Source organism: Ruegeria sp. AJ12 (assembly GCF_056536245.1).
Window position 1 is genome coordinate 1,160,923 of the sequence record NZ_JBQFJJ010000001.1, and the last position, 24,823, is coordinate 1,185,745.

Consider the following 24,823-nt stretch of genomic DNA (forward strand, 5'->3'; position numbering starts at 1 on the left):
GCCCTCCGTGTCGGTTTCAGATCTTTGGAGCGGTCCACGCGGTTCCGGGACCATCCAGCAACAACCGAAGCAATGTTTCGGTAAAGGTCCAGATGTCTTGATCATGAACCAGATGGTGGGTCAACACGCCAAATGGTTCGGTATTGTCAGCCCGGCCCTCGCGTCGGTCCTGCAACAAACTGACGGACCTGGCGATCAGTGTCTCCGGCGCGATCAACCCTCCAGTTCCGCGCCAGTCAATCGGGTCGAGATGTGTGTTGATCTGTTCCAAACCCGGAGCCGCCCACCGCGTTTGCCGCGGCGTCGCCGTCGACAGGATGCAAAACCCCAGGTCTGGCAGGGTCGCTGTGACCTCTGGAGCTATTCGGTTCCAGGGCGGGACAAACATGGGGCGTAGCGCCCTCCCAAACAGATCGTGCAGGCAGACAAACCCGGCCTGCGCGTCAGCGACCATCGCATCAATCGGGCGATGCAACTGGAACTCCGCCTTCTTTTCTCCCTCTGTGGCATGGTTCTTGTGCGCCCACCCATGAACGACCGGAACCAGTGTATTCTGTTTCGCCACGTACTCCGCCAATTCGACCGCCGCATTGTGCGGGATGACAGCCAAGTGGACGGGTAGGTCCAGCCGTTCGGACAGGGCGGTCAGTCTGTCCAACTGTGGAGTCGGCGCGACCGCATCATCATCGCGCCACCACAATGGCAATGACAGCCCCTGATCTGACCAGTGTTGCAATTCCTTTTCAAGCGGGCGCCAATCCGGGGTCATTTGCGAGCCTCCAGCAGGCGTTTTACGATTTCAACCGATTGCTGCGCCCCGTTGAAACCGAAATCGCGTGTTGCGCGCGCGCCATCTGAAATGACGCGATTTACTGAATCCGCCAGTGTGTCGCCGCTTAGGGTCTCGCTGCTCACCACTTCAATGGCGGGCAGCTCCGACAGGCTTTGACCGCGCAAGCCCTGCTCCACTTCGTTGCCATCGTCGAAAGGCACAAAGACCGCAGGTGTCCCGCTTTGCAGGACGTCCAGGGCCGTGTTGTAGCCGCACATGCTGACCGAGGCTGCCGCATGTGGCAACATTTGCCGAAAATCCGGTCGCACCGGTTCCAGAACAACAGACGTGCCTTCCGCAATCCGCGAGAGCTCCGCAATACGCGTTTCGGCATCCCGACCGCCGACCAACAGGCGCCAGCGCCGGTTGGTCATCTTTCGGGCGGCCTCGATGGCGGCCCGAAAGATCGGCTGCCCCACGGATCCGCCACCCGCGCTGACGAGTACTTCGTCTTTACCTGCGTGCTGCGGGTGCGGTTGAGGTGGCCGAGGCGCGACAAACCCGGTGTAATGCAGGCGTTTCGCCAGACGGTCCGTCACCGGCCAACTGATCGACAAGGGCGTTACGCTCTCGGTGGAATGTACAAGAACGCCGTCGTAGAATCGGTTCACAACCGCTTCAGTTCTTTCGGCCTTTGATGGTTTGGAAGGCGGGGCCAGAATGTCCCGGACCGATCCAAGAATTATTGGGCGCCGTGGCAGGTTCTGCGCGGCGTTCAAAGCCGCCTCGAACTCATTGGCCAGTGACCTGCGGCCAAAAGGATATAGTTCGGTTATCACGACATCAGGCTGGAAATGCTGAATGGCTTTGACCAACGCGCTTACCCGCACGGCTTTGTACGTGTCATCGGCGAGCTCGCCGCTGTCCGTCAAAAGCCGGGTGAAATCCGTTCCGTCCGATCTTAAAGGTGGCAGGTGCAGAAGTGTCAGGCCTTGCCCGTCTAACTGGGGTGCGGGCACTCCGCCGGACACGACCTGAACGTCGTGGCCATCTTCGGAAAAAGCCCGCCCAAGCGTTAGCGCGCGGCTGAGATGACCTGTCCCCAACAGGTGCGTGACGATGATCATCACCCGCATCACTGCAGCCCCTTCTTCTCAAGGCGTATCGGGTCGGGTTCCGGTGCAAGACACTTCATGTCGACGACATACAAGCGGTTGCGCTTGATCTGAAAGGGCGCGGGGCCGTCAAAACCCCATTTCCAGGCGCGGGCCAGAATGACCCGCATGATACCTATGTGACACACTGCAACCGCGTCTTTTTGCAGATCTGACAGCCAGGGCGACAGGCGCCCCCAGACATCAGCCGGGCTCTCTCCGTTTGGGGGCCGGTAATCCCAACCCCAATCCTCGATATGCCGGTAACCGCTGTCACTCTGCTCGATCAGGTCAATCCCGCGCTGGCCTTCCCAATCGCCCCAGTTCATCTCGATAAGCGCATCGTCGAGGCGCGGCGCGCGACCCGATATCAGCAACGCGGTTTCACGGGCACGTTTCAGGGGGCTCGACCAGATTTCTGCACTGCTCCACTCGGATGGCAGACCGTAGCCGGACAGTTCCTGGCGCGCGTTTTCGTCCAGCGGAATGTCACTGCGACCCTGAATGCGGCCCGCGCGATTCCAGTGCGTGTGCCCATGGCGAAGCAAGGCCAAGCGGGTCATGACGCCTCCAACAGTGGTCGAACCGCTGCCCAGAACCGTGCGGTGGCCCCTGGCATCAGGTGACGCTGTGCGAGATACGTCCGCGCATCCATACCCAGATCCCGGCGCATTTGAGTGTTGTCCAAAAGCAGTTGCATGCGATTCGCCAAACCCTGCGCCCCCGTTTCGACGGCAGGATAATCGGCTGGTGCCAAAACGTCTCGGACCCCGGGTCGATCCTGTGCGACAACCGGTAATCCTGCGGCCTGCGCCTCAAGATAAACCATCCCGTAGGCCTCGTTCACACCCGGCCAGACCAGCATGGAGGAATGCAGGTAAGCGTCTTGCATACCAGCGCGATCCAGCATCCCCAAAAAGCGTACCCGATTGCCGAAGGGAGCCATAAGCGCCTCAACTTCGCCCCGGGCCGGACCATCGCCCGCGATGTCCAGTGTCCAATCGCCGTTCAGATAGGGCAGGGCGTTTGCCAGAATCCTGTATGACGCCAGCTTGTCGCCATGCCGCATCATCCCGACGGTCAACATCGAACCGTTGCCGGTCGTTTCAGGGGGCAAAACCGACATCGGCAGAAACGGCGGCAGTTCGACCAGTTTCTGGTCTCCAAAACGCTCTCTTTCCAGGGTGATCAGGTCGTTCGCTGTGTGGTAAAAGATCACTTGCGCGGCATCGCAGGCATCGTGGGCGGCCTTGGCAAATTCAGACCATGGTCCTGTTAAACGGCGGGTTGCGCGGGTGCTTTCCAATTGCACATACGGAATGCCTTTCGCCGCGCAGACAAACGGGCCCAGAAGATCAGGGGCCTTGTAGTAGTTGTGATAGGTGACCCAGAGGTCTGTATCGACAGGCAGGTCATTCACCAATCGCTCCACCTCGGCCTCTGCCGCGTCGCGAAGTGCCTGCTGCCTTTCCGGATCGCCGGATTTGTCAAAGATACGTAACCGTGACACCAGATCGACCGAATCGCCATCGGCAGCAATTGCGCGCATCAGGTTCTTGGCCATTTCCCGGTCCCCCGAAGGAACGGGGCTGTCGGGTGGTTTCATCGGTGCGTAAAAGGCGACGCGGGCCATTATGCGTTGTCCGAACACAAGGCGTTCAACCGAGCCGACAGGCGCGCAATGCCGGGGTCCATCCGAAACTCGGACACCAGGCGGTCATAAGCTTCGGACGCCATACGGGTGGCTTGTTCAGGATTGGCCGCAAGAGCCGCGATCGCCGATGCAAGCGCGGTTGAATCATCCTGTGACAGAAGCCCGTGCGTTCCGGAGGTGATAAATTCCGGGATCGCCGAAACCGGTGTCGAAAGGATGGGCAGATGCTGCGAGGCGGCCTCCATCAACACATTGGGCAGCCCGTCGCGATCCCCGTCCTCGGCAACCCGACTGGGCAGAACAAACAAGTCCGCCCGATGCATGGCTGCAATCACTTCCGGTTGGTCGCAGGCCCCTTTCCAAGTGATCCGGTCAGAGAGCGCGGCCATGTCGGCCTTGTTGCGCAGCGTATCTCCCAAGGTGCCGCCGCCGATATGCGTCCAGTGCCAGTCCAACGACGCGGGCAGTTGCGCAAAGGCGTCGATCAGCCGATCAAATCCTTTCTTTTCGACGAGGCGTCCGACCGACAACATGTGGAACGGGTCATCAGCGGCGCGCGCATTGCGCTCAGGCGGTTTGGGAAACCGGGACAGATCCAACCCGTGATAGATCAGATCGATACGTGTTGGAGTGTCGGCGAGGCCCCGCAGGTGTTCAGCACCGATCGCAGTGCAGGTTGCCCCAAAAGCGGCACCATATGTAGTGGCCTGCAACTTTTCGCGCTTTTCCCAGTCAGGCGACGTCCAGATGTCCTTTGCATGGGCCGAAAAGCTCCACGGCAGGCCGCACATGATCGCCGCGTAACGGGCCACTGACGATGGTGTGTGCAGGAAATGCGCGTAGAGCGCCCGGGTCGCCTTGGGCAATTCAGCCGCTAGAACACAGGCCTGTCCGAACCGGCGGATTCGGTTGTGAGACAGATCGCGTCGCAGATCCTGCCGCCAGACCTCGTAAGCCTGTGCATAGCCTGGCAAGGCCTGAGCGATCACCCGTCCTGCCCAAACGCGCTCGGGTTCTTCGTACAGATATTCCGGCAAGTATTGGACCCGGCCTTTGAACTGATCATGCAGCGGGTGGCGTTTGGTATCGGTGGGATGGCGCAGGGACCAAATGTCAAACCGGTGGCCTGCCTTTTGCAAGGCCACCAGTTCCTGCGCAATGAACGTCTCGGACAGGCGCGGCCACCCTTTGACCAGCACCGCCAGTTTGGGTTCGGATGCGCTCATCCGATAGCTCGTTCCTGTTCCGGGCTCAGCAGCGCCCCAATCCGGTCGGTGACGTAATCCAACCCGTCCAAAAGCCCATCCTGAATGGCCTGAGAAGGCAGGGGCTGATTTGGCAAATCGCGAATGGCCTGAATCATGGCCTGTGACGTCAAACCGTTGCGGCTTTCATCCAGCATCCGCACAAGACCGAGGCCTTCGGCGCGCGACGCCCTGATCCATTGTTCCAGCCGCGGCGTGGTACGCGGCACGATGACGGCGCGCTTGTCGAACGACAAAACCTCGCAGAATGTGTTGTACCCGCCCATGCAGACCACGCCCGCAGCACCCGCAAACAGGGTTTCGATCTGGGACTCGAACCCAACCGCCGTGACCCGTCCGTCCAAGGCGGCTACGCGCGTCTCAAAGTCCTCGCGCAATTCACCGGACAGAAAAGGGCCGTAGACGAGAACTGCACGCGGTGACAAACTTGGGTCTTGTTCATAGGCGGACAGGACAAGGTTCACCATGGCCTTGCCGTCGCCACCACCCCCCGGGGTGATCAGGATATAGGGCTGTTCCGGCGGCTCACCGACGGGGCCGAGGTCCCGTCGCAAGTAACCGGTCCAGTGAATGCGGGATTGTGCCGCGACGCTCAGCGGCAGGCCTTCGGTCGGATCATAGATGGACCGCAACCCATAGACCCAGATTTCGTGGTAAAACCGTTCGGTTGCAGCGATGGCCTCTTTCCGCGCCCATTCTGCCGCCAACACCTCCGGTTCATCCAGAACATCGCGCAAGCCGAGGATCAGCTTGGTTCCGCCGGCGTTGGACAAATGTTCGAGCGTTGGCAGCAACTCACCCCGAAACCCCGTCGGTTCTTTGTCCACAATCAGAATATCGGGGTCGAATTGCTGGACTGCGGTCTGGATCAGGCCTGACCGTAGCTCTGTTACTTCGTCAATGCCCATGCCTATTGTGCGTGCGGCGTAGGATCCATCTGCACGTTTTGTCACGCCTGGCAGTCGCACGTGATCGACGCGGCGCGGAAAGGTGAAGCGACCAGCCACAGGCGATCCGGTCAGGATCAGGGCCGAGGCCTGAGGGTTGGCTTCCGTCATCGCGGCCGCCAGTGCACGAGATCGGCGCAGGTGGCCCAAGCCGAAAGTATCGTGGCTGTAAAACAGTATCCGCGGCGCGCGGCCGGTCTTGGTGTTTGCTGTGCCTAGGCTCATATAGTCGCCCGTTATCCTGGTCTTGGTGCAGTATCCGCGCGTTCGCACCTGATACCGTACATTCTGAAGCTTCGCTTGCCAAAGGCAGAAATGCATACCCGCAAATGTTCCAAACATTGCGATTTGGCAACAGGATATTGATGGTTCTGGTGCATTTCGCGCCAGAGTTGGCTTGGTCGGCGGGATCAATGACATAAACGGGCAACCGGGGAAGTTCTGTTCCGTGTGTCCAGTCAGCTTTCGGTTCTGGCAAATCGAAAATACCACCTTGGGTACTGTGCGCCAAAAACACGGCCCGACACGATGTTGAGACACTTGGATGTCAAGGTTTGAACAGGCCCGAGCGGTTCTGTAATCTAACCGTTATCTAAGAAACAGGATGTAAGGCCCTATGAAACCGAACTTTCTAACCGGATTGGTCCTGGCGATCTGGGCTCTCATTCTGACCAATCCTGCCGTGGTGGTGGCACAAACTTCGCTGATACCGGGATATCCGTCGGGGTCCGACAGCGAAACAGAGACATCGGGTGACAGCGACCTGTCTGCGGCCATTCGGGCGGCAAGTGACGCCGGTGCCAGCGTTATTGTCATCGACAGCACCGGTCAGGTCGTTTCGTCGACGGCGGGCGAGACATCTTCAGAAAACGCTGTCGAACCGGACCATCCGATGGGCGAAGGTTCGCAACTGATGAAAGCGCAGGAGCGGTTCTCAAAGTTTCGGGAATCGGTCGAATCGCGCCTTCAGGCGTTGCCGTATTCGGTGTTTGAAGTTCGGTACATCCTTCGGCAAACCAGCCCGGATGGCCGTATCCAGACCTATGTTGAGGTTTTGGGGTGGAACATCCTGTTCCTGCTACTGGGTCGATGGCTCTCGGTTGAGATCTATGGCAAGCGCATCGCCAAACGATTTGTCGTGGCCCGGATCAAAGAGAACCCGCAAGGGTACCGGGAAAAAATGCCGTTCCTCGTGATGCGGTTCGTCATGGGCATTGGCGCGACGGTGTTTGCCATGCTGATGGCTTTGATTGTCGGGTATCTGATCTTTGGCGAGGCCGAGGACATCTCGGTCCAGTTTACAATAACGGCCATCTTTACGGCATTCTTTCTGGCACGAACGGTCTCTGATCTGTGGCGGATGGTTCTATCACCGTACCTGAGTCAATATCGTCTACCGCCTTTCTCTGATCGCGACGCAAAACGATTGTACTACTGGGCATCGGCGCTTGCGACGTACGATATTTCGGTTGTCCTGTTTTCGACCTGGGTGGCAGACTTCGGGCTGAACTACAACGTCTATGCGATGGTCTATGGCAGCCTGACGATGTTGGGGGCATTGGGCAACGTTCTGATGGTCCTGTTCAATGCACGGGCGATCTCAAATGCCATCCGGGGCGGGCGTGCACCCGATCAGGTCTCGTGGATTTTGCGGTTTATCTCGTATGCCTGGGCTCCGGTGCTGATCATCTACATGGTGTTCAGCTGGTTCAAGCTGGCCGTGGATCTGGTTCTAGAGAACGAGAACTCCCTCCCGATTGTTGCAAGCAGCTATATGATCTTCATGTCCGTGGTCGTTGCCTATGGCGCGATGAACTACCTGCTTGAGCGCTACTTTGACCGCAACCGGCAGATCGAGGAGCTCAATGCAGAGGCCGATCAGTCGTCGGATGAAGAAGATTTCGAAACGATAGAGACGCCCCAGGCCGAGAAGCGCAAGCATACCATCCTGACTTATGAAGACCTGGCCCGCCGTGTCGCTGGTATTCTGGCCTTTGTTGTCGGGCTTTATGCACTGGTTGTTATCTGGAACCCAGAGACCAGCTTCAGCGAAGACTTACCGATTGAGCAGGCACTGGATGTGTTGGTGATCCTGTTCATCGGCTACATTCTGTTTCACTTTTTCCGCATCTGGATCGACACAAAGATTGCAGAAGAGGAAGATGACGGCGGGGCAGAGGCTGAGTTGGGCGACGAAGGTGGCGAAGGCGGACAAAGCCGTCTGGCGACGCTGCTTCCGCTGTTTCGTGGTGCAATTCTGGCCATTGTCGTGGTGACCATTGCGCTGATTGGTCTGATGGAAATTGGGATCAATGTCAGCCCTCTGTTCGCCGGTGCCGGCGTCGTCGGGCTGGCGGTCGGCTTTGGGTCTCAGACCCTGGTGCGGGACATATTTTCAGGCGCGTTTTTCCTGATGGACGACGCGTTTCGAAAGGGCGAATACATCGACATTGGCGATGTGAAAGGGACAGTCGAAAAGATTTCGGTCCGGTCCTTCCAGTTGCGCCACCATCTGGGCGCGCTCAACACCATTCCGTTTGGCGAGATCAAGGTTCTGACCAACTATTCGCGTGACTGGGTGATCATGAAACTGCCGTTGCGGGTGACCTATGACACCGATGTCGAGAAGGTGCGCAAACTGATCAAGAAACTCGGTCAGGAGTTGCTGACCGATCCGGTGATCGGCGAAAACTTCATTCAGCCGCTCAAGTCGCAGGGTGTGATCGAGATGCAGGATTCTGCCATGATCATCCGGGTCAAGTTCATGACCAAACCGGGCGATCAGTGGCTGGTGCGCAAAAGGGTGTACCAGGATATCCGAGAGCTGTTTGCGCGCGAAGGCATTCGCTTTGCGCATCGTGAGGTGACGGTTCGTCTGGCGGATGACAAAGAGGCCGAGGACCTGACGCCCAAACAACGCGAGGCCGTCACGGGCGCTGTGCAGGCTGCAATTGATGAAGACTATCTCGACGATATCGGCCCCGGCGGTGATGATCGCTGAGGCGGTCTCCCGCCCCTTTGATCTGTGCCCCTGACGGGACACCGCCCAAAGCGTTGGGCCGGGCCGCGCGTTCCGCGCGGCGGGAAGTCAAGCGTTGAGCGAAGGCCAGGACGCGTCGGCGGTGCCCAGTTTGGAGGCGGGCAGACGCCATTGCATTCTGGCGGATCCAACACTCAGGGCCGATTTCAGACGATGGCCCTGTCCCCAACCCGTGTCCTCGACAGATGATGCGTAGTCTTTTGAGGTTGCGGCTGTGATGTCCTTGCCTTCGCTGGTTTTGCCGAGGACCGCCAACAATTCGGCCGTTCGCGCCAGCGAAAGATGTGCGTGCATGATCGGGTCGCCCGCTGCGGCCTGCGCAAGGGCCGACAAGACTGCGGCTGCCATAAGATAACCGGTTGCATGATCCAGCGCCTGAACCGGCAAAGGCGTCGGTTTGTCGGCATGGGCCCACTCCATACCTGAAGCCGCAATACCGGTGCTCATTTGCACCAAGCTGTCAAAGCCACGCCGCGTGGACCATGGTCCTTGCCAGCCATAGGCATCCAGCGTGACTTCGACCCGGTTGGGTGCCAGTTCGTCCCGTTTTGTCTTTGTCAGCCCCAGTGCGTCCAGGGCGCCGGGCCGATACCCGTGCACAAAGACATCGGCCTGTGACAGCAGCAATTGCAGACGGTCCATACCGTCCTGTGACTTCAGATCCAGATAGGTGCAGTTTTTACCCAGCGAGATATCGGGAATCACACCGGGTTCATCCCAATCCGGCGGGTCCACGCGCAGCACCTCGGCGCCAAATCCTGCCAGCGTGCGCGTTGAGACCGGACCTGCCAGAACGCGGGTCAGATCAAGCACCCGTAGCCCCGCGAGCGGACGTGCAGCGGTCGCTGTGGGCCTGTCACGCAAGGTGACCCGGCGCGGTCCCTGCCAACCGACAAGAGGATCGCGGGCCACCGCCCGCCCCTGTGGGTGGTCCTGCCACTCGATCCGGCTGCGCATGGCTGCGGCAACGCCACCCTCTGCCACGACCGCGTTTTCCAAATCCCCGACTGCCCATGTCCGGACGGTGCGGGACACCGCGTTCCGGTCAGCCGGAACGGCCAGCACTTTGAGCGCCGCTGCGCGGTGATGGGGCAGGTTGGTATGCAACCTGATCCATCCGTCAGACCCCTGATAATCGCCGGCAATAGTGTCCCAGAGGTTCGGCATCTCCCACCCCTCGGGCCTTAAGGAAAAGCCGTACCAAAGCGACGCCAGCCTGTGATCGACTGTTACTTCGGGAGGTGTGGGCGCCAAATTCAACGCCGTCACCAAATTGGCCAGTTCCTGACCAACGGTGGCAAAGCTGGCGGTCGCGAGTTCGGAGACTGCAAAGGCACTTGGGCGCGACCCCGACCCTTTTGTGCGATAGCTGTCAGCAGCTGGAAGGGACGCGAGCAGGCTCATTGCTGATAGGGGTCGAGACTATCGCGCAGCCCGTCGCCAAGGAAGTTGAAGGCCAGAACAACCACGATGATCGGCAACATCGGAATGGCGGTCCATGGATAGATTTCGATCGAGGCAAGGTTCTGCGCGTCGTTCAGCATCACGCCCCAGCTGACGGCCGGTGCCCGCAGCCCAAGACCTAGGAAACTGAGCGCGGTTTCGCCCAGGATCATGGCTGGAATGGACAGGGTCGCCGAGGCAATCAGGTGAGACATGAAGTTCGGCAACAGGTGTTTGCGTATGACCCGTCCCGAGCTTGCGCCCATCATCTCGGCAGCGCGGACATATTCCTCTTCGCGAAGGGACAGGAACTTGGCGCGCACCGATCGTGCCAATCCGGGCCAATCGAGAATGCCCAGAATGATCGAGATGATGAAAAAGACGGCCACGGGGCTCCAGTTCGATGGAACGGCGGCTGACAGCGCCAACCAGAGCGGCAGTTCCGGCAGGGACCGCAGAACTTCGATGACCCGGTTTATGACCCAGTCGATGCGTCCACCGAAATATCCGGCGATGGACCCGAACAGGATGCCCAGAAAGAACGATACGGATATGCCGATCAGGCCCACCGTAAGGGACAACTGCGCACCATAAAGAATACGGCTGAAAATGTCGCGGCCCAAGCGGTCGGATCCCCACAGAAACAACGTTGCTCCTTCTGGCGCGCAGAACAAATGCGTGTCTGACGGAATAAACCCGGCCAGCCGGTATTCGGACCCTTCGCAGAAGAACCGGATGGGGCGCGGGTCATCCGTATCGGGCACGAACTTCCACTGGAATGTCTCAAGGTCAGCCTCGGCAACGATCGGATAGACGTACGGCCCAACAAACTCACCTTCGTGGAACCAGTTGACTGACTGGGGCGGGGCATACAGGTGCTCTCCGTTCCGGTCATTTGGCCCGTAAGGAGCAATGAAACCGGCAAAGGGCAGCATGAGATAGCACAGCAGCAGAAACGCGCCCGAAATCAGACCGAGCTTGTGCGTCTTGAATTTGCGCCAGACCAGAACCCAGTTGGGGGCATCCAGATCGGCACGCTCCAACTGCTGTACGGACGCCTCGGGATCAAACGGGGCGTCGTCGACAAAGCGATCTTCGGGACGGTCGGTCATGCCTCGCGCCCTTCATATCGGATGCGCGGGTCCAGCATGACCAGCAGAATGTCTGAGATCATCGTGCCGATCAGGGTCAGCAGGGCGACGAACATCAGGACAAAGGCGGACAGGAATTGATCTTGTGTCTTGAGCGCTGTCAGCAAGGTGGGCCCGATGGTCTGCAGGCCCAGAACGACCGAGACCAGAACCGAACCCGACACCATGGAAGGCAGGAGATTGCCGATATCCGCGACAAACGGGTTGAACGCAACGCGCAAGGGGTACTTGGTCAGCATCCGAGACGGTGCCATGCCCTTGGCGATGGCGGTCTCAACATAGGGTTTGCCCAGTTCGTCCAGCATATTGGCGCGCAGGCGCTGCATCATGGCGGACGCACCCGATGTGCCGATGACAAAGGTCGGAACGATCAGATGGATAAGGATGGATTTTAACTTGTCCCAGCTCATTGGCTGGCCTTCGAACTTTGGATCCATCAGGCCGCCGATGGGCAGGTCAAAATACTGGTGTCCGTAGTAGAACAGGATCAGCGCGAGCAAGAAGTTGGGCGTCGCCAGCCCAAGATATCCCACAAAAGCCGAGGTATAGTCGATCCACGTCCGTGACCGCGCAGCGGCAATCACGCCCAGAGGCAGGGCGACGGCATAGACGAACAGGATTGCGGCCAGATTGACGACAACGGTCAGCCACAATGTATCACCAACAATCTCGGACACCGGGCGGTCAAATTCAAAGGACCAGCCGTAGTTGCCCTGCAGCAGACCGGAAAATCCGTGTGGCCCCGGCCAGAATCCCATCCAGATCAGGTACTGTTCCCACATCGGGCGATCCAGCGCATATTCGGTGCGCAGAAACTCGGCCTTGGCGACACCTGCGGACTGGCCCGAAGCCTGAAGCTCGGCGATTTGGTTGCTCAGATAGTCACCGGGCGGGAGGTTGATGATGACGAAAATCAGGACCGACACCACAAGCAGGGTCAGCAGCATCGTGAAAAAGCGATACACCACATAGCGCAGCATTATCATTTAGCTGCTCCTGTCAGTCGGCAAAAAAGAACTCGTCCGGGCGGTGTACGCCAAAATGTGCACCGGGTTCCCATGCCCACATGGCCTGTTCAGGTACATTGCGCAGGCGGTTTGAAACCACGATGGGCTGCGGGGCGCCGTTCAGGATACCGATGGCATAGAGCTGTTCCGCATGTATGTTCAGCATCTCTGACCACACGGCCGCGCGCTCATCGTCGGTTGTCGCGATTTCCCAGTCATGGGCAAGTGTCATAAGGCGCTCGGCTTCGGGCATGTCGGGCGCTTCGCCGACCTCGCCGCCAGTCTGATAGTACTGACCCCATTTCGGCCAGGCCAGGAATACCTGATCGGTAGGAGCAAGATAGGCCGGCGAGGTGTGAACTTGCGGGATACCGTCATCCCAGCCGAACCAGACCGAGGCCATGGTGTTGCCGGCAAAAACCCGGTTGCGCAGGATATCCCGATCCAGCGGGCGCATGACCAGTTTCACACCAATGTCGCGCCAGGTGTCAGTCACGATCTGCAGCGCGTTTTCAACTTCCTGCCGCTCGCCCGCAGTTTCCACGACCAGTTCCATCGGTCGACCGTCAGGCAACAGGCGAATGCCGTATTTGTCGCGCTGGTCCAGCCCAGCCTCATCCAGCAGGGCATTGGCCTGATCAATGTCGAACTCGGCCCAGGCTTTGGCGTTCGCTTCGGTGTAAAACGGCGATGCAGGCAGAACAGACATTGCACCCGGATGGGCGAGTTTGAAGTAAAGCGCCTGATTGATGGTCTTGCGGTCTATGGCGAGCGAAAGCGCGCGGCGTACGCGGACGTCGCGCAGAACGTTGCGCCAGGCCTCGTCCTCAAAGTTGAGGTTCGGATAGATCGCGATCTGAGAGGCAACGCCTGTTTTCCATAGCATTGTCTTGTAGTCGCCCTGTGCTTCGCCCTTTTTCAGGATTGAGGCGTCCCGGAAGGCCAGGCCACGGCCCTGCAGATCGCTTTCGCCCGCATTGGTCTTTGCTGCGACAAGGCCGGGGGCGACAATCTCCATTTCGACCACATCGATATATGGCAGTTGAACGCCGTTGGTGTCGATGCGATGGTAATAGGGGTTTCGCACAAAGTTGTGCCTGATTTTCTTGCCCGAACTGGCATTCAACCAGGGCTGCAGCGTCGGCAGTTCGTGATTGTCGAACTTGTAGAGGTTGTCCAGTTTGTTGTGCAGCGCCGCCCAGCTTTTGACGCGCGCATCCTCGACCGCAAAGGCAAGGTCGTCCGGATTTGCAAACTTCTCATGGTACTGCTTCAGAAACTTCGAAGGGCGGTAGATAAAGGGGGGTCGCGCCTGCGCCAGCGACTGCAGGAAATCGGGATTGGGGTCGGCCCATTCATAGATCACCGTTGTCTCGTCGGGAAAGCTGACCGTCGGCAAATTGCCTTCGACGATCAGGAAATCGGGCGGGCCGGAGGGGCTGAGCAATTCGTTGTTGGCCACGTCCTCCCACCAGTACCGGAAGTCTTCGGATGTGAACGGTGTGCCGTCGGACCATTTATGGCCGTCGCGCAGTTTCAGGGTAAATTTGCGATTGCCATCGTTCTCGAACGCGGCCAGCAGATCGGGCACAATTGCATAATTCTCGTCGAACCCGACCAACCGGGCATAACCGTAAACCACCATTTGCCGGATGTCCTTGGACCGCGTAACCATGGTGCGCAGGGTTCCGCCGGGTGTTCCGAACTCGCGCCCCTTTTCGGCCAGATCAACGACCAACGGGTTTTGCGGCAGGCGATCCTGGATGGGTGGCAGGTTGCCCGCATCCACTTCTGCGGCCCAAAACACCGTTTCTTGTGGAGTCGGGACGGTTGACGCTGCGGCGGGCAGCATCCAGGTGAGGACCAGCAAGGTGGCCGGGATCAGATGTCGAGTGGTCTTAAACATGGCAACGTACCTTATGGCCCGGCTCCAATTCCACCAGAGAAGGTAACACGGTGTCAGAGAAACGAAAGGCTTCATCCCAACTGTCTGGTGCGCCGGCACCCAGTGAAACCATTTGCAGGTCGATCGGGCGATTGATGTCGGGTTCGGGTTGAGCGGCAATCAACGCCTTGGTGTAGGGGTGGCGCGGATTGTAGAACAGGGTTTCGGGAGGGGCTTGTTCGACCACAAGACCCCTGCGCATCACGGCAACTTCGTCGGCAATGCGCGCCACGACGGCAAGGTCATGAGAAATAAACAGGTAGGACAGGTTCAGACTGTCCTGCAACGTTTCGAGCAGGGTCAGGATTTGATCCTGCACAGATACATCCAGCGCCGAGGTCGGCTCGTCACAAACGATCAGCTGCGGGTCCAGCATCATCGCCCGCGCAATGGACAGACGCTGCCGCTGGCCGCCGGAAAAGGCATGCGGGTAGCGTTTGAGCATGTCTGAGTTCAAACCCACCCGTTGCAGCATCTCAGCTGCTTTGTCCCGTTGGTCCGAGGCCGAGCCGATGCGATGAATCTCCAGTGGTTCGGTCATTGCGTCCTGAATGCGCATCCGGGGGCTGAGCGAACTATAGGGGTCCTGAAACACCATTTGTGCTTTGCGCTGAAAGGCGGTGCGCTGGGTACGGGTCATGTTGTGCACGGTAATTGGATCTTCGCCCGGCGCGGTGCGGAACAAAATCTCACCCCCGGGATCAGGCAGTTCCGCGCCCAGTGCAATGCGGGCCGCCGTTGTTTTGCCAGAGCCGCTTTCCCCGACGATGGCCAGCGTCTTGCCGCGCGCAAGGTTCAGGTCGACGCCACGGCAGGCGTGGATTTCCCTGTCAGCCTGCCACCCCTTGCTGGCGCGCATCGTGTAGGTCTTGGACACATCCTTCATCTGCAGGATCAGGTCCTCATCCGGCATCGGCAATCCGACCGCTTCCTGGTCCGGAATCGCCGGGGCAGCATCGAACAACTGCCGGGTATAAGGGTGCGCGGGCGCGGTCAGGATGGGTGCGGCCGGGCCTGCTTCCATGACCCGGCCCTTGTGCATGACAACGACCTGCTCGGCCATGTTTGCCACCACGCCCAGATCATGCGTCACAAGGATCAGCGCCATCCCGGTTTCTCTCTGCAACTCCTTGATCAGACCAAGCACCTGCGCCTGTGTGGTCACATCCAGCGCCGTCGTTGGTTCGTCGGCAATCAGCAATTCGGGCTTTGAGACCATGGCCATGGCGATCATTGCCCGTTGGCGCATACCGCCGGATAGCTCAAACGGATAGGAATCATAGGCGCGTTGCGGATCCGGAAAGCCCACGCGTTCGAATTGTCTCAGGACCTCATTGCGGGCTTGCGCCTCCGACGCGCCCCGGTGCAGCCACAGAACCTCGCTGACCTGATTGCCAATCTTGTGCAGTGGTGACAAGGACCGCATCGGTTCCTGAAAAATCATTGATATCCGATTGCCGCGTATCCCCCGCATTTCGCGCTCACTGATTTTCATCAGCTCCGCCATGCCTTTGGAATCGTTCAGAGTAATACTGCCGCTGCGGATCTGCGCCGTGCGTGGCAGAATCCGCAGTGCCGCCCGGCAGGAGATGGTTTTGCCCGAGCCGGATTCCCCGACCAGTGCGAGTGTCTGTCCGGCCTCAACGTCAAAGTTCACATCGCTGACGACAGGGCTACCTGTGCCAAAACCGATGCTGAGGTCTCGGACAGACAACAACGCACTCATGCGGGTATTCCACCCGTCTGACCGTCTGGTGACATCAGCTTCTTCAACTCCCTGTGTTTTTTAGGCAGTCTCGCGCGGTTGGGGTTGACTAGTCAAACGTGTTCTTAGGGTGAAATGTCGCGAAAACGTGAAACTTTGGGCGAGGTGACTACACAAAGTCTTGAGTTTTTGTCATCTACGGCAATGTTGGCGGCATCTATGCTCCCGAGCAGTATCAAAGAGAGATTTCCCTATGTCCGACACCAAGAGCCGGCTCGACTTGTTCATTGACCGCATGGTGTCACAGCGTGCCTGCCTGGACTTTGCGATTTCGCAGACGGCAGGAATGCCGGGGCCTGTATTCGAGCTGGGGTTGGGCAACGGACGAACATATCACCATATGATTCAGCACATTCACGACCGCCCGGTCTATGTGTTCGAACGCGCGGTGGCCTCACATCCAGATTCTACACCACCAGAAGATCGCGTGATCCTGGGAGACGTACGCGAGACATTACCTGCTTCGGTTGATCGCTTCGGGGCATCGGCCAGTTTGATCCATGCCGATCTGGGCGGACATAATCGCGAAAAGAATGACGCCTTTGCCCGCCTTGTTTCGCCCCTGATCGAGCCGCTGCTGGCATCTGGCGGTTTGATGGTGTCGAGCGACAGGATGTATTTCGATGCACTGACCGAGTTGCCTCTGCCGGTGGGGGCGGTCGAGGGGCGGTGCTTTGTCTATCTTCGTTGAGCTTTGCTCGGAAAGACACGGCAATGGCCTGTGCCTTTCTGAACGGTCACTGACGCACACGAAAAAGGACTACAGTCATGCTCTTTTATGATTGTTCAACGGCCCCCAGCCCGCGCCGGGCCCGCATATTCATCGCCGAAAAGGGTGTTCAGATCGAGAGCCGCGACATTTCGATCGCAAAGGGCGAACAACTCGACGCGGCTTTTCGAGCCATTAATCCGCGCGCGACACTGCCGGTTCTGGTGACGGATGAAGGGGCGGTTTTGACGGAAAATCTGGGCATTGCCGCCTATCTCGAGGCGCGTTTTCCCGAACCACCCCTGATGGGTCGCACACCTGACGAAAAAGGTCTCGTGCTGATGTGGAATGCGATCGTGGAGAGTCAGGGTGCCGCGCCAATTGCCGAGGCGTTGCGGAACAAGCATCCGGCTTTTGAAGGCAGGGCTATTCCGGGACCGGTCGACTATGCTCAAATCCCTGAACTGGCGCAGCGCGGTCTTGAACGAACGCATGTTTTCTTTGATCTGCTCGAAGCCAGATTGCGAGACAGCCCATTTGTGGCTGGCGAGGAGTACACGCTGGCGGACATATCAACTTTTGTATTCGTGGATTTCGCAAGAGTGATCAGGCTGGAGATTCCCGAGAATAACATCGCCACGCGGGCGTGGTTCGATAAGGTTCAGTCCCGACCCAGCTCAGCCCTCTGACCCCTGTTTTTTGGGTGCAGGAGTTTCGAGTAACCCGCACTGTACAGAAATGTCTAGACAGAGGTGAACAGTGCCACTAGCGTCTCCGCAGAATCTGTTCAGGGGAGGTCGGGATGAAGTCCCAGTATCGTGTCGTGGTCATCGGGGGCGGCGTTGTTGGCGCCTCGGTTCTGTATCATCTGGCCAAATTTGGTTGGTCGGATGTCGTCATGCTGGAACGTCGGCGTTTGGCGTCGGGTTCGTCCTGGCACGCGGCCGGCGGTATTCACGCGTTGAATGCCGATCCGAACATGGCATCTCTGCAGGCCTACACCATCGACCTTCTGAGCGAGATCGAAAAGGAATCCGGGCAGAATATCGGCTTGCACATGACTGGCGGTCTGACACTGGCTGGCACGCCCGAGCGCTGGGAATGGCTGCAGGCGAACTATCGCATTTTCCAGTCTATTGGAATCGATGACTGCGAGTTGCTGACACCGGAGGAAGCGCAGAAGCGTTGCCCGATCATGTCGACGGATGGTGTTCTGGGTGCCATGTGGGCGGATCGTGAGGGCTATATCGACACAACCGGTACGGTTCAGGCCTATGCAACTGCTGCCAAGAAGCGCGGCGCGGAGTATTACGAGGAAACAAAGGTCGAGGAGCTGATCCAAACCGATGATGGGTGGCAGGTTGTCACCGACAAGGGCACGATCACTTGCGAACATGTGGTCAACGCGGCCGGTTTGTGGGCGAAACAGGTCGGGCGCATGGCGGGTGTCGAATTGCCGGTCTCGCCGCTGAAACACCACTATCTGATTACCGATTCCATTCCCGAGGTGGCCGCCGCCGGTTTTGAGATGCCGATGACGGTCGACCTCGAAGGCTTCACCTATATGCGGCAGGATCAAAAGGGCGTTCTGATCGGCATCTACGAGGTCGATCATGAACACTGGGCGATGGATGGCGCACCGTGGAACTACGGCGAAGAGCTGTTTCAGGAACAACTGGACCGGATCGAGAATGAACTGACGCTGGGCTTTGAGCGCTACCCTTCCATTCAGGACGTGGGCATCAAGACCTGGGTCAATGGCGCGTTTACCTTCTCGCCCGATGGCAATCCGCTGGTGGGACCCGTGCCGGGCAAACGGGGCTACTGGTCGGCCTGTGCCGTGATGGCCGGCTTCCTGCAGGGCGGCGGCGTTGGCAAGACACTGGCCGAGTGGATGATCCATGGCGAGCCCGAGGCAGATGCCTGGCCGATGGACGTGGCGCGCTACGGCGATTTCGCTCAGAACAAACGTTACATCCGCGAAACCACCGGTCAGTTCTATTCCCGACGCTTCGTGATGACTTATCCGAATGAGCAACTGCCCGCAGGTCGTCCATTGAAGATGGCGCCTGCCCATGACGCGATGACCGAGGCGGGTTGCAAATGGGGCGTCAGCTGGGATCTCGAGGTTCCGCTCTACTTTGCACCAAAGGGGTTTGAGGAGACCCCGACGCTCAAACGCTCGAACGCGCATGACATCGTGGCTGAAGAGTGCAAGGTGATCCGCGAAGGTGTGGGCCTGATGGACATTTCGGGCTTTTCCCGGTTTGAAGTCTCGGGTCCGAATGCCGAAGCGTGGCTGGATAAGGTCATGGCTTCGAAACTGCCTGCGCCGGGCCGCGCCAAACTGGCGCCAATGTTGGGCGAGAACGGGCGGCTCAAGGGTGATCTGACCGTGCTCAACTGGGGCGATGGCACCTGGTGGATCATGGGCAGCTACTACTTGCGCGCTTGGCATATGCGCTGGTTTGACGACCACATGATGGATGGTGTCACTGTCCGCGATCTGGGCGAGGAATATTGTGGCTTTGCCGTTGTTGGACCGAAATCTCAGGCGGTGGTCGAGAAGCTGGCGGAACAGGATATCTCGGGCCTGAAATTCATGGGCTGCGGTGATTACGATATCGGCCTCGTCCGTGCGCGGGTCGCCCGGATGTCAGTGACCGGAGAAAAAGGCTATGAGATCAACTGCCGATATGGCGATCACATCAAGCTGCGCCGCATGTTGCTGGAGGCGGGGGCCCAGGAAGGCATCCGCGAATGCGGTTTCAACGCCATGCTGTCGACACGGCTTGAGAAGAGTTTTGGCATCTGGTCGGCGGAATTTACGCAGCTTTATACACCGGGTATGACTGGGATGGATCGCTGGATCGACTGGGATAAGGACTTTGTCGGTAAGGCGGCTGCCGTTGCTGAACGCGATGGCAACGGTCCGGCACAGATTCAGGTGACCTTGGAAATCGATGCTCTGGACGCGGATGCCAGCGGATATGAGCCCGTCTGGGCGGGAGGCGAACGTGTCGGCTTTGTCACCTCCGGCGGTTACGGGCACTACACCGGCAAATCACTGGCCATGGCGCTGGTGGACCGCGACAAGTCAGAGCCGGGCACGGAGCTGTCTGTGCATGTGGTCGGTGTCGAACGGCCATCCCGTGTTGTTGCGCCCTCACCTTACGATCCGCAAGGCAAAGCGATGAGGGGGTGAGCATGATTGCGCAAACCCCGGAGCGCGGACGGAGACGGCGCGGGCGCGGCGCCGATGCCGCCCCGCCGGTGAGCCGCGATGTGAATTACCGTCAGCTGAAGAATCCATTTCCTTTGATGGAGGTATTCCCGGCGGATCAGATCGCGGACATGCACGAAACGGCCTTGCGCGCGATTCAAGACCTTGGGATCAAAGTCCTCCTGCCCGAAGCGCGCCGCCTGTTTGGCCAAGCCGGTGCACGGGTGGATGAAGAGACTGAGATGGTGTTCATCGGGCGCGAAATTGTCGAGGCTGCGATTGCCTCGGCGCCTAAATCCATTGCGTGTCGCGCCGGCGCGCGCCGGCGCGATTTCACATTGGAGCTGGGAAGTCTGGTGTTTCAGCCGGGGGCGGGTGCACCAAACGCCACCGATCTCGAGCGCGGGCGTCGGCCCGCGACCGGGCGAGACTATCTGGACTTCCTCAAGCTCACCCACCACTTCGACGTGTTCCAGATGATCTCGCCGCAGGTGGAGCCGCAGGATGTGCCGACCCACGTGCGGCACTATTTCACGACCAAGGCGCAGATGGAGCTGACAGACAAGTTCCCGTTCTTCTTCTCACGCGGGACGCCGCAGGTGATGGACTGCTTCGAGATGCTCTACACCGCTCGCGGCCTGTCCGAAGATGAATTCCACGCCAATCCCCACTGCTACACGATCATCAACACCAACAGCCCGCGCACTCTGGACATCCCAATGGCGCAAGGGCTGATTGATTTCGCGCGGCACGGTCAGATGTCGATCATCACGCCGTTCACGCTGATGGGTGCGATGGCCCCGATCACAGTGGCGGGTGCAATCACCCTGTCTCATGCCGAGGCGCTGGCCGCGCTGACGCTGACCCAGCTGGCAAATCCGGGGGCTCCGGTGTGTTACGGCACGTTCACCAGCAACGTGGACATGAAATCTGGTGCGCCTGCCTTTGGGACGCCTTCGCATTTTCAGGCCTCGCTGGCTGCGGGACAGTTGGCGCGCCACTTGGGCCTGCCGTGGCGATCCGCCGCCGGGTCGGCATCGAACGTCAACGATGTGCAGGCGGCCAATGAAAACCAGTTCGGCCTTTGGGGGTGTCTGATGGCCGGGGCGACGGTGATCATTCACTCTGCAGGCTGGCTGGAGGGTGGCTTGACCGTGTCTTTCGAAAAACTGATCTGCGACGCCGAAGTGCTGAACATGGTCGCCGAGCTTTGCGCCGGTGCGCAGGCCGGACCCTCCGAGATCGGATTTGACACGGCGTTGTGCGAGGTGGAACCAAGCGGTCACTTCTTTGCCTCCAGTCAGACGATGGAGCGGTACAACACTGAATTCTATGAACCGCACGTTCATGACTATGCCAATTTCGGCACCTGGACTGAGCGAGGGTCGGTGGATGCAAATCACCGGGCCACGGGTGTCTGGAAAGGCATTCTCAACGATTTCAAAGCCCCGGCAAGTGACAATGACCGATTGGGAGCTTTGCACGATTTTATTGCCTGTCGCACGGCAGAGGGCGGCGCACCGCCGGAGAGCTGAATGAACACGAAACCGATACTGCACAGGGATGATCCAAAGGCCGAGCCACTGGTCGGCAACATCAAGGTCACGCGAGACGACTGGCTGAACGTCGCGATGGACGTGCTGATCTCGGACGGGGTGGACCAGATCAAGGTTCTGAACCTGGCTGAACGCATGGCGGTGTCGCGGTCGTCGTTCTATTGGTATTTCAAGTCTCGCCAGGAACTGCTGGATGCGTTGCTGGCCCGTTGGCAGGCCACCAATACGGCCGCTCTGATCGCACAGGCCGAAGCACAGGCAGAAACCATCACCGCAGCCGTGTGCAACGTGCACCGGTGCGTTGTGAACACTGCCCTGTTCGATACCGCTTTGGATTTTGCCGTGCGGGATTGGGCGCGAAAGTCCGGGAAAGTGCGCCGTGTTCTGGACCAGTCGGACGCCAAACGGCTTGAGGCTTTACACGCCATGTTCGCTCGCTACGGATATTCCGCGATCGAAGCGGAAACGCGTGCCCGCGTGCTCTATTACATGCAGATCGGATATGATCTGGCCCAGTTGAACGAGCCAATGAACACGCGGATATCGATGGTGCCGCACTATCTTTATGTCTTCACCGGTGTCGAACCCAGACCCGAAGAAGTTGAGGAATTCAGCGCCTATTCAAAGCGCTATTGGCAAGGAGACACAGAATGAGCCAACCAGACGCAATCATCATCGGCACCGGTGTCATCGGCGCCGCCATCGCGTTCGAAATGGCCAAAGCCGGTTGGAAAACCTTGTCCCTGGACCGCAACAGCCAGGTCGGCCACGGCTCTACCGCGGGTTCCTGCGCGATCATTAGGATGCACTATTCGACGTTCGACGGCACCGCCTTTGCGTGGGAGGGGTATCATTACTGGCGTGACTGGGCCGAGTATCTGGGTTTGCCCGAGGATGCCAATCTGGCGCAATTCCGCGAAACCGGGTGTCTGGTGATGAAGACCGAAGCAAACGGGTTGCTGGAAAAACACATGCACAACAGCGCCGATCTGGAGTGCCCGTTCGAAGAATGGTCGCCCGAGAAGATCACCGCGCGTTTGCCTGTCTATTCGCTGGACAGCTTTGCCCCGGCCCGCCGCATGGATGATCCGGAGTTCGGCCAGCCAAACGGTGGGAAAATGGCGGGTGGCGTGTTCTGGCCGCAGGCGGGATATGTCACAGATCCCGCCTTGTCGGCGCAAAACCTGATGGACGCTGCAAAACAGCAGGGAGCGGAAGTGCAGACTGGCGCGGAGGTCGTCGAGATTTTGACCAAGGACGGGCGCGTTGCCGGAGTTAAACTGGCCTCGGGAGAAGAAATCCATGCCAAAGTGGTCGTGAATGTCGCCGGGCCGGGATCGGCGATCATCAACAAGATGGCCGACGTTCTGGACGATATGACCATCGAGACCCGCCCCCTGCGGCAGGAAGTGGTACATGTCCCCGCGCCCGAGGGGTTCGACTTTGAGAATGATGGCACGATTGTCTCGGACAGCGATATCGCCTGCTACTGCCGCCCAGAGCACGGCAACCACATCCTGGTCGGATCGGAAGATCCCGAATGCGATCCGCATCAGTGGTGCGAGGACGACCTCCAATACAACCACGATTTCACCGACCAGTGGACCACGCAGGCCATGCGCTATGCGCAGCGGGTACCAAGTCTCGGCATTCCATCCAGGACGCGGGGGGTCGTCGATCTTTACGATGCCTCGACCGACTGGATTCCGATCTATGACAAATCCAGCCTGCCGGGATTCTACATGGCCTGCGGCACCAGCGGCAACCAGTACAAGAATGCGCCGATTGCGGGCAAGATGATGACCGCGTTGATCAACTATTGCGAGGGCGGTGCGGATCATGACACCCAACCGCTGCAGTTCGAACTGCCCTATATCAAGCGGATGATCGATGTCGGGTTCTACTCGCGTAAGCGACCGATCAACGAAGAAAGCAGTTTTTCCGTTCTGGGCTAGCCGGCGTTTTGAAATGCTCTAGGTTGCACGGGACCCGCAACAAAGGCGGACCCGCAATGACCGATCCACAGAACCGCGTTCTGATTCTGGGCAGTGCCCCGTCTGCTGTAGCTGCGCGGACTTGGCCCCGTGAGGCCTTTACGCATATTGTGGCGATCAACAACGCTTGGCGCATTCGTCCGGACTGGGATGTCCTGATCCACCCAGAGGATTTTCCGGTCACTAGACGCCCAAAACAACTTAATGACACGCAGCGGATTGTCAGTGCCGCGGACTATGTCCCCAAGCAAAACGACTATGGCGGGTTCGTTTACGCGGGCGGCACAATGGCCTTTACTGCGGGATACTGGGCATTGTCCGTGCTGCGGCCTGCGGTGCTGGCCTATTTCGGATGTGACATGGTGTATTCAGATACCGGTCAGACACATTTCTACGGCAATGGCACTGCTGATCCGTTGCGCGCGGACATAACGCTGCGATCGCTCGAAGCGAAGTCCGCCAGGTTGGCGATGTTCGGTGCCGCACAGGATTGCCGGGTGGTACGGTTGTCCCGAGGGAAAAGTCGACTTGTTTTCCCAACTGTCGGTTTGGATGATCTGCAAGGCTCTTCACTGCCTTCCACACGTGGCATGGGCGCAGTGTTGGAGGCCGAGGCTGAAACGGGGTATTTCGTTGAATCGGGGCGGTATTGGGAGAACGAAGACCAGTTTGATCCCGAAAAGGTGGATGAACTGGATCAGCTGTGGCTGACTGCTTACCGTGCAGGCGCACCGGAAAGTACTGCAGAACACGCCGCTGCTTAGGCCGCAAACTCCAGCCACGCCCAGACCATCGCAATATAGGTCAGATTGTGCAGACACTGGTCTAGCCCGGCCGCGCGCCAAAAGGCGGCCTGGTTCGGCGCGAGCTGCTTTTTGTCCGAGTAGCTGGCCTTGGCATAATCAATGTTGAAATGAACGAACCATTCCAGGGCAACAATGACCACGATAAAGGGGATTGGCGCGCCGAACAGCAGAAACACAATAACTGAGCCCACAGCATGCACACCAGCATGTTGCGCGCGACCCATATGAAAATACTCGCCACGTCCGGAGAGCATTTTGGGCGTTTGAAGGTAGTAGTCGGCAAACATATGTTTGATCTGCAATAAGCAGAGCATAACCAACACTGCGCCAAAACTCGCAGCCAAAATTACCCTCCCGATAACGTCCCTGTGTAAACAGTAGGCATTAAAACA

At 58.8% G+C, this 24,823-nt stretch carries 20 protein-coding genes; 8 read left to right on the plus strand and 12 right to left on the minus strand.

Annotation, left to right across the window (positions count from 1 at the left end; genetic code table 11):
• Positions 1–16 precede the first annotated feature (16 nt).
• From ACR3E0_RS05920 to ACR3E0_RS05945, 6 genes are read right to left on the minus strand one after another with little or no spacing between them, the layout of a single operon-like run.
• Entirely contained in the window at positions 17–769 is a 753-nt protein-coding gene (locus tag ACR3E0_RS05920; RefSeq protein WP_480477088.1) for a polysaccharide deacetylase family protein, read from the minus strand.
• Positions 766–1,908: a glycosyltransferase family protein gene (locus ACR3E0_RS05925; RefSeq protein ID WP_480477090.1), complete on the minus strand. Its 1,143-nt coding sequence runs from the start codon at positions 1,906–1,908 to the stop codon at positions 766–768. The genes ACR3E0_RS05920 and ACR3E0_RS05925 overlap by 4 nt, the downstream gene beginning before the upstream one ends.
• A complete protein-coding gene (locus tag ACR3E0_RS05930) occupies positions 1,908–2,489 on the minus strand; it encodes a histidine phosphatase family protein (RefSeq protein WP_480477091.1) in 582 nt (193 codons plus the stop codon). The genes ACR3E0_RS05925 and ACR3E0_RS05930 overlap by 1 nt, the downstream gene beginning before the upstream one ends.
• Positions 2,486–3,559: a glycosyltransferase family 4 protein gene (locus tag ACR3E0_RS05935; protein ID WP_480477093.1), complete on the minus strand. Its 1,074-nt coding sequence runs from the start codon at positions 3,557–3,559 to the stop codon at positions 2,486–2,488. The genes ACR3E0_RS05930 and ACR3E0_RS05935 overlap by 4 nt, the downstream gene beginning before the upstream one ends.
• Entirely contained in the window at positions 3,559–4,806 is a 1,248-nt protein-coding gene (locus ACR3E0_RS05940) for a glycosyltransferase family 4 protein (RefSeq protein ID WP_480477095.1), read from the minus strand. Before ACR3E0_RS05940 ends, ACR3E0_RS05935 begins: the two co-directional genes overlap by 1 nt.
• On the minus strand, positions 4,803–6,017 hold the full coding sequence (locus tag ACR3E0_RS05945; protein ID WP_480477097.1) for a glycosyltransferase family protein: 1,215 nt from the start codon (positions 6,015–6,017) through the stop codon (positions 4,803–4,805). Before ACR3E0_RS05945 ends, ACR3E0_RS05940 begins: the two co-directional genes overlap by 4 nt.
• A 391-nt stretch (positions 6,018–6,408) precedes the next feature.
• Between ACR3E0_RS05945 and ACR3E0_RS05950 the strand changes: the two genes are divergently transcribed.
• Positions 6,409–8,793: a mechanosensitive ion channel domain-containing protein gene (locus ACR3E0_RS05950; RefSeq protein WP_480477099.1), complete on the plus strand. Its 2,385-nt coding sequence runs from the start codon at positions 6,409–6,411 to the stop codon at positions 8,791–8,793.
• A gap of 87 nt (positions 8,794–8,880) precedes the next feature.
• Here ACR3E0_RS05950 and ACR3E0_RS05955 read toward each other — a convergent pair whose 3' ends face one another.
• From ACR3E0_RS05955 to ACR3E0_RS05975, 5 genes are read right to left on the minus strand one after another with little or no spacing between them, the layout of a single operon-like run.
• Positions 8,881–10,236, minus strand: a complete 1,356-nt coding sequence (locus ACR3E0_RS05955; RefSeq protein WP_480477101.1) for a CoA transferase — start codon at positions 10,234–10,236, stop codon at positions 8,881–8,883.
• On the minus strand, positions 10,233–11,387 hold the full coding sequence (locus ACR3E0_RS05960; protein ID WP_480477103.1) for an ABC transporter permease: 1,155 nt from the start codon (positions 11,385–11,387) through the stop codon (positions 10,233–10,235). The genes ACR3E0_RS05955 and ACR3E0_RS05960 overlap by 4 nt, the downstream gene beginning before the upstream one ends.
• Positions 11,384–12,412, minus strand: a complete 1,029-nt coding sequence (locus ACR3E0_RS05965) for an ABC transporter permease (RefSeq protein ID WP_480477105.1) — start codon at positions 12,410–12,412, stop codon at positions 11,384–11,386. Before ACR3E0_RS05965 ends, ACR3E0_RS05960 begins: the two co-directional genes overlap by 4 nt.
• A gap of 13 nt (positions 12,413–12,425) precedes the next feature.
• On the minus strand, positions 12,426–14,339 hold the full coding sequence (locus ACR3E0_RS05970) for an ABC transporter substrate-binding protein (RefSeq protein WP_480477107.1): 1,914 nt from the start codon (positions 14,337–14,339) through the stop codon (positions 12,426–12,428).
• Entirely contained in the window at positions 14,332–16,104 is a 1,773-nt protein-coding gene (locus ACR3E0_RS05975; RefSeq protein ID WP_480477109.1) for an ABC transporter ATP-binding protein, read from the minus strand. Before ACR3E0_RS05975 ends, ACR3E0_RS05970 begins: the two co-directional genes overlap by 8 nt.
• 232 nt (positions 16,105–16,336) lie before the next feature.
• Here ACR3E0_RS05975 and ACR3E0_RS05980 point away from each other — a divergent pair, with 232 nt between their 5' ends.
• The 7 genes from ACR3E0_RS05980 to ACR3E0_RS06010 all read left to right on the plus strand — a co-directional run bounded on the left by ACR3E0_RS05980 (position 16,337) and on the right by ACR3E0_RS06010 (position 24,389).
• The gene (locus ACR3E0_RS05980) at positions 16,337–16,834 is read left to right on the plus strand and encodes a class I SAM-dependent methyltransferase (RefSeq protein WP_480477111.1); all 498 of its coding nucleotides are present in this window, start codon (positions 16,337–16,339) and stop codon (positions 16,832–16,834) included.
• Between the two features lie 77 nt (positions 16,835–16,911).
• Entirely contained in the window at positions 16,912–17,541 is a 630-nt protein-coding gene (locus tag ACR3E0_RS05985; RefSeq protein WP_480477113.1) for a glutathione S-transferase family protein, read from the plus strand.
• 113 nt (positions 17,542–17,654) lie between these two features.
• Entirely contained in the window at positions 17,655–20,057 is a 2,403-nt protein-coding gene (locus tag ACR3E0_RS05990) for a GcvT family protein (protein ID WP_480477115.1), read from the plus strand.
• Positions 20,058–20,059: 2 nt separating this feature from the next.
• Positions 20,060–21,610, plus strand: coding sequence for a trimethylamine methyltransferase family protein (locus tag ACR3E0_RS05995; protein ID WP_480477117.1), 1,551 nt, complete (start codon positions 20,060–20,062; stop codon positions 21,608–21,610).
• Positions 21,611–22,285, plus strand: a complete 675-nt coding sequence (locus ACR3E0_RS06000) for a TetR/AcrR family transcriptional regulator (RefSeq protein WP_480477119.1) — start codon at positions 21,611–21,613, stop codon at positions 22,283–22,285.
• Positions 22,282–23,586, plus strand: coding sequence for an NAD(P)/FAD-dependent oxidoreductase (locus ACR3E0_RS06005; RefSeq protein ID WP_480477121.1), 1,305 nt, complete (start codon positions 22,282–22,284; stop codon positions 23,584–23,586). Before ACR3E0_RS06000 ends, ACR3E0_RS06005 begins: the two co-directional genes overlap by 4 nt.
• Before the next feature lie 56 nt (positions 23,587–23,642).
• Positions 23,643–24,389, plus strand: a complete 747-nt coding sequence (locus ACR3E0_RS06010) for a hypothetical protein (RefSeq protein WP_480477123.1) — start codon at positions 23,643–23,645, stop codon at positions 24,387–24,389.
• Here ACR3E0_RS06010 and ACR3E0_RS06015 read toward each other — a convergent pair.
• Positions 24,386–24,745, minus strand: coding sequence for a DUF3307 domain-containing protein (locus ACR3E0_RS06015; RefSeq protein WP_480480954.1), 360 nt, complete (start codon positions 24,743–24,745; stop codon positions 24,386–24,388). The genes ACR3E0_RS06010 and ACR3E0_RS06015 overlap by 4 nt on opposite strands.
• Between the last annotated feature and the right edge of the window lie 78 nt (positions 24,746–24,823).

What these genes read in the sequence shown, in the direction of transcription:
- ACR3E0_RS05920 (WP_480477088.1), bottom strand. Translation starts at nt 769, where the DNA reads ATGACCCCGGATTGGCGCCCGCTTGAAAAGGAATTGCAACACTGGTCA.
- ACR3E0_RS05925 (WP_480477090.1), bottom strand. Translation starts at nt 1,908, where the DNA reads ATGCGGGTGATGATCATCGTCACGCACCTGTTGGGGACAGGTCATCTC.
- ACR3E0_RS05930 (WP_480477091.1), bottom strand. Translation starts at nt 2,489, where the DNA reads ATGACCCGCTTGGCCTTGCTTCGCCATGGGCACACGCACTGGAATCGC.
- ACR3E0_RS05935 (WP_480477093.1), bottom strand. Translation starts at nt 3,559, where the DNA reads ATGGCCCGCGTCGCCTTTTACGCACCGATGAAACCACCCGACAGCCCC.
- ACR3E0_RS05940 (WP_480477095.1), bottom strand. Translation starts at nt 4,806, where the DNA reads ATGAGCGCATCCGAACCCAAACTGGCGGTGCTGGTCAAAGGGTGGCCG.
- ACR3E0_RS05945 (WP_480477097.1), bottom strand. Translation starts at nt 6,017, where the DNA reads ATGAGCCTAGGCACAGCAAACACCAAGACCGGCCGCGCGCCGCGGATA.
- ACR3E0_RS05950 (WP_480477099.1), top strand. Translation starts at nt 6,409, where the DNA reads ATGAAACCGAACTTTCTAACCGGATTGGTCCTGGCGATCTGGGCTCTC.
- ACR3E0_RS05955 (WP_480477101.1), bottom strand. Translation starts at nt 10,236, where the DNA reads ATGAGCCTGCTCGCGTCCCTTCCAGCTGCTGACAGCTATCGCACAAAA.
- ACR3E0_RS05960 (WP_480477103.1), bottom strand. Translation starts at nt 11,387, where the DNA reads ATGACCGACCGTCCCGAAGATCGCTTTGTCGACGACGCCCCGTTTGAT.
- ACR3E0_RS05965 (WP_480477105.1), bottom strand. Translation starts at nt 12,412, where the DNA reads ATGATAATGCTGCGCTATGTGGTGTATCGCTTTTTCACGATGCTGCTG.
- ACR3E0_RS05970 (WP_480477107.1), bottom strand. Translation starts at nt 14,339, where the DNA reads ATGTTTAAGACCACTCGACATCTGATCCCGGCCACCTTGCTGGTCCTC.
- ACR3E0_RS05975 (WP_480477109.1), bottom strand. Translation starts at nt 16,104, where the DNA reads ATGAGTGCGTTGTTGTCTGTCCGAGACCTCAGCATCGGTTTTGGCACA.
- ACR3E0_RS05980 (WP_480477111.1), top strand. Translation starts at nt 16,337, where the DNA reads ATGTCCGACACCAAGAGCCGGCTCGACTTGTTCATTGACCGCATGGTG.
- ACR3E0_RS05985 (WP_480477113.1), top strand. Translation starts at nt 16,912, where the DNA reads ATGCTCTTTTATGATTGTTCAACGGCCCCCAGCCCGCGCCGGGCCCGC.
- ACR3E0_RS05990 (WP_480477115.1), top strand. Translation starts at nt 17,655, where the DNA reads ATGAAGTCCCAGTATCGTGTCGTGGTCATCGGGGGCGGCGTTGTTGGC.
- ACR3E0_RS05995 (WP_480477117.1), top strand. Translation starts at nt 20,060, where the DNA reads ATGATTGCGCAAACCCCGGAGCGCGGACGGAGACGGCGCGGGCGCGGC.
- ACR3E0_RS06000 (WP_480477119.1), top strand. Translation starts at nt 21,611, where the DNA reads ATGAACACGAAACCGATACTGCACAGGGATGATCCAAAGGCCGAGCCA.
- ACR3E0_RS06005 (WP_480477121.1), top strand. Translation starts at nt 22,282, where the DNA reads ATGAGCCAACCAGACGCAATCATCATCGGCACCGGTGTCATCGGCGCC.
- ACR3E0_RS06010 (WP_480477123.1), top strand. Translation starts at nt 23,643, where the DNA reads ATGACCGATCCACAGAACCGCGTTCTGATTCTGGGCAGTGCCCCGTCT.
- ACR3E0_RS06015 (WP_480480954.1), bottom strand. Translation starts at nt 24,745, where the DNA reads ATGCTCTGCTTATTGCAGATCAAACATATGTTTGCCGACTACTACCTT.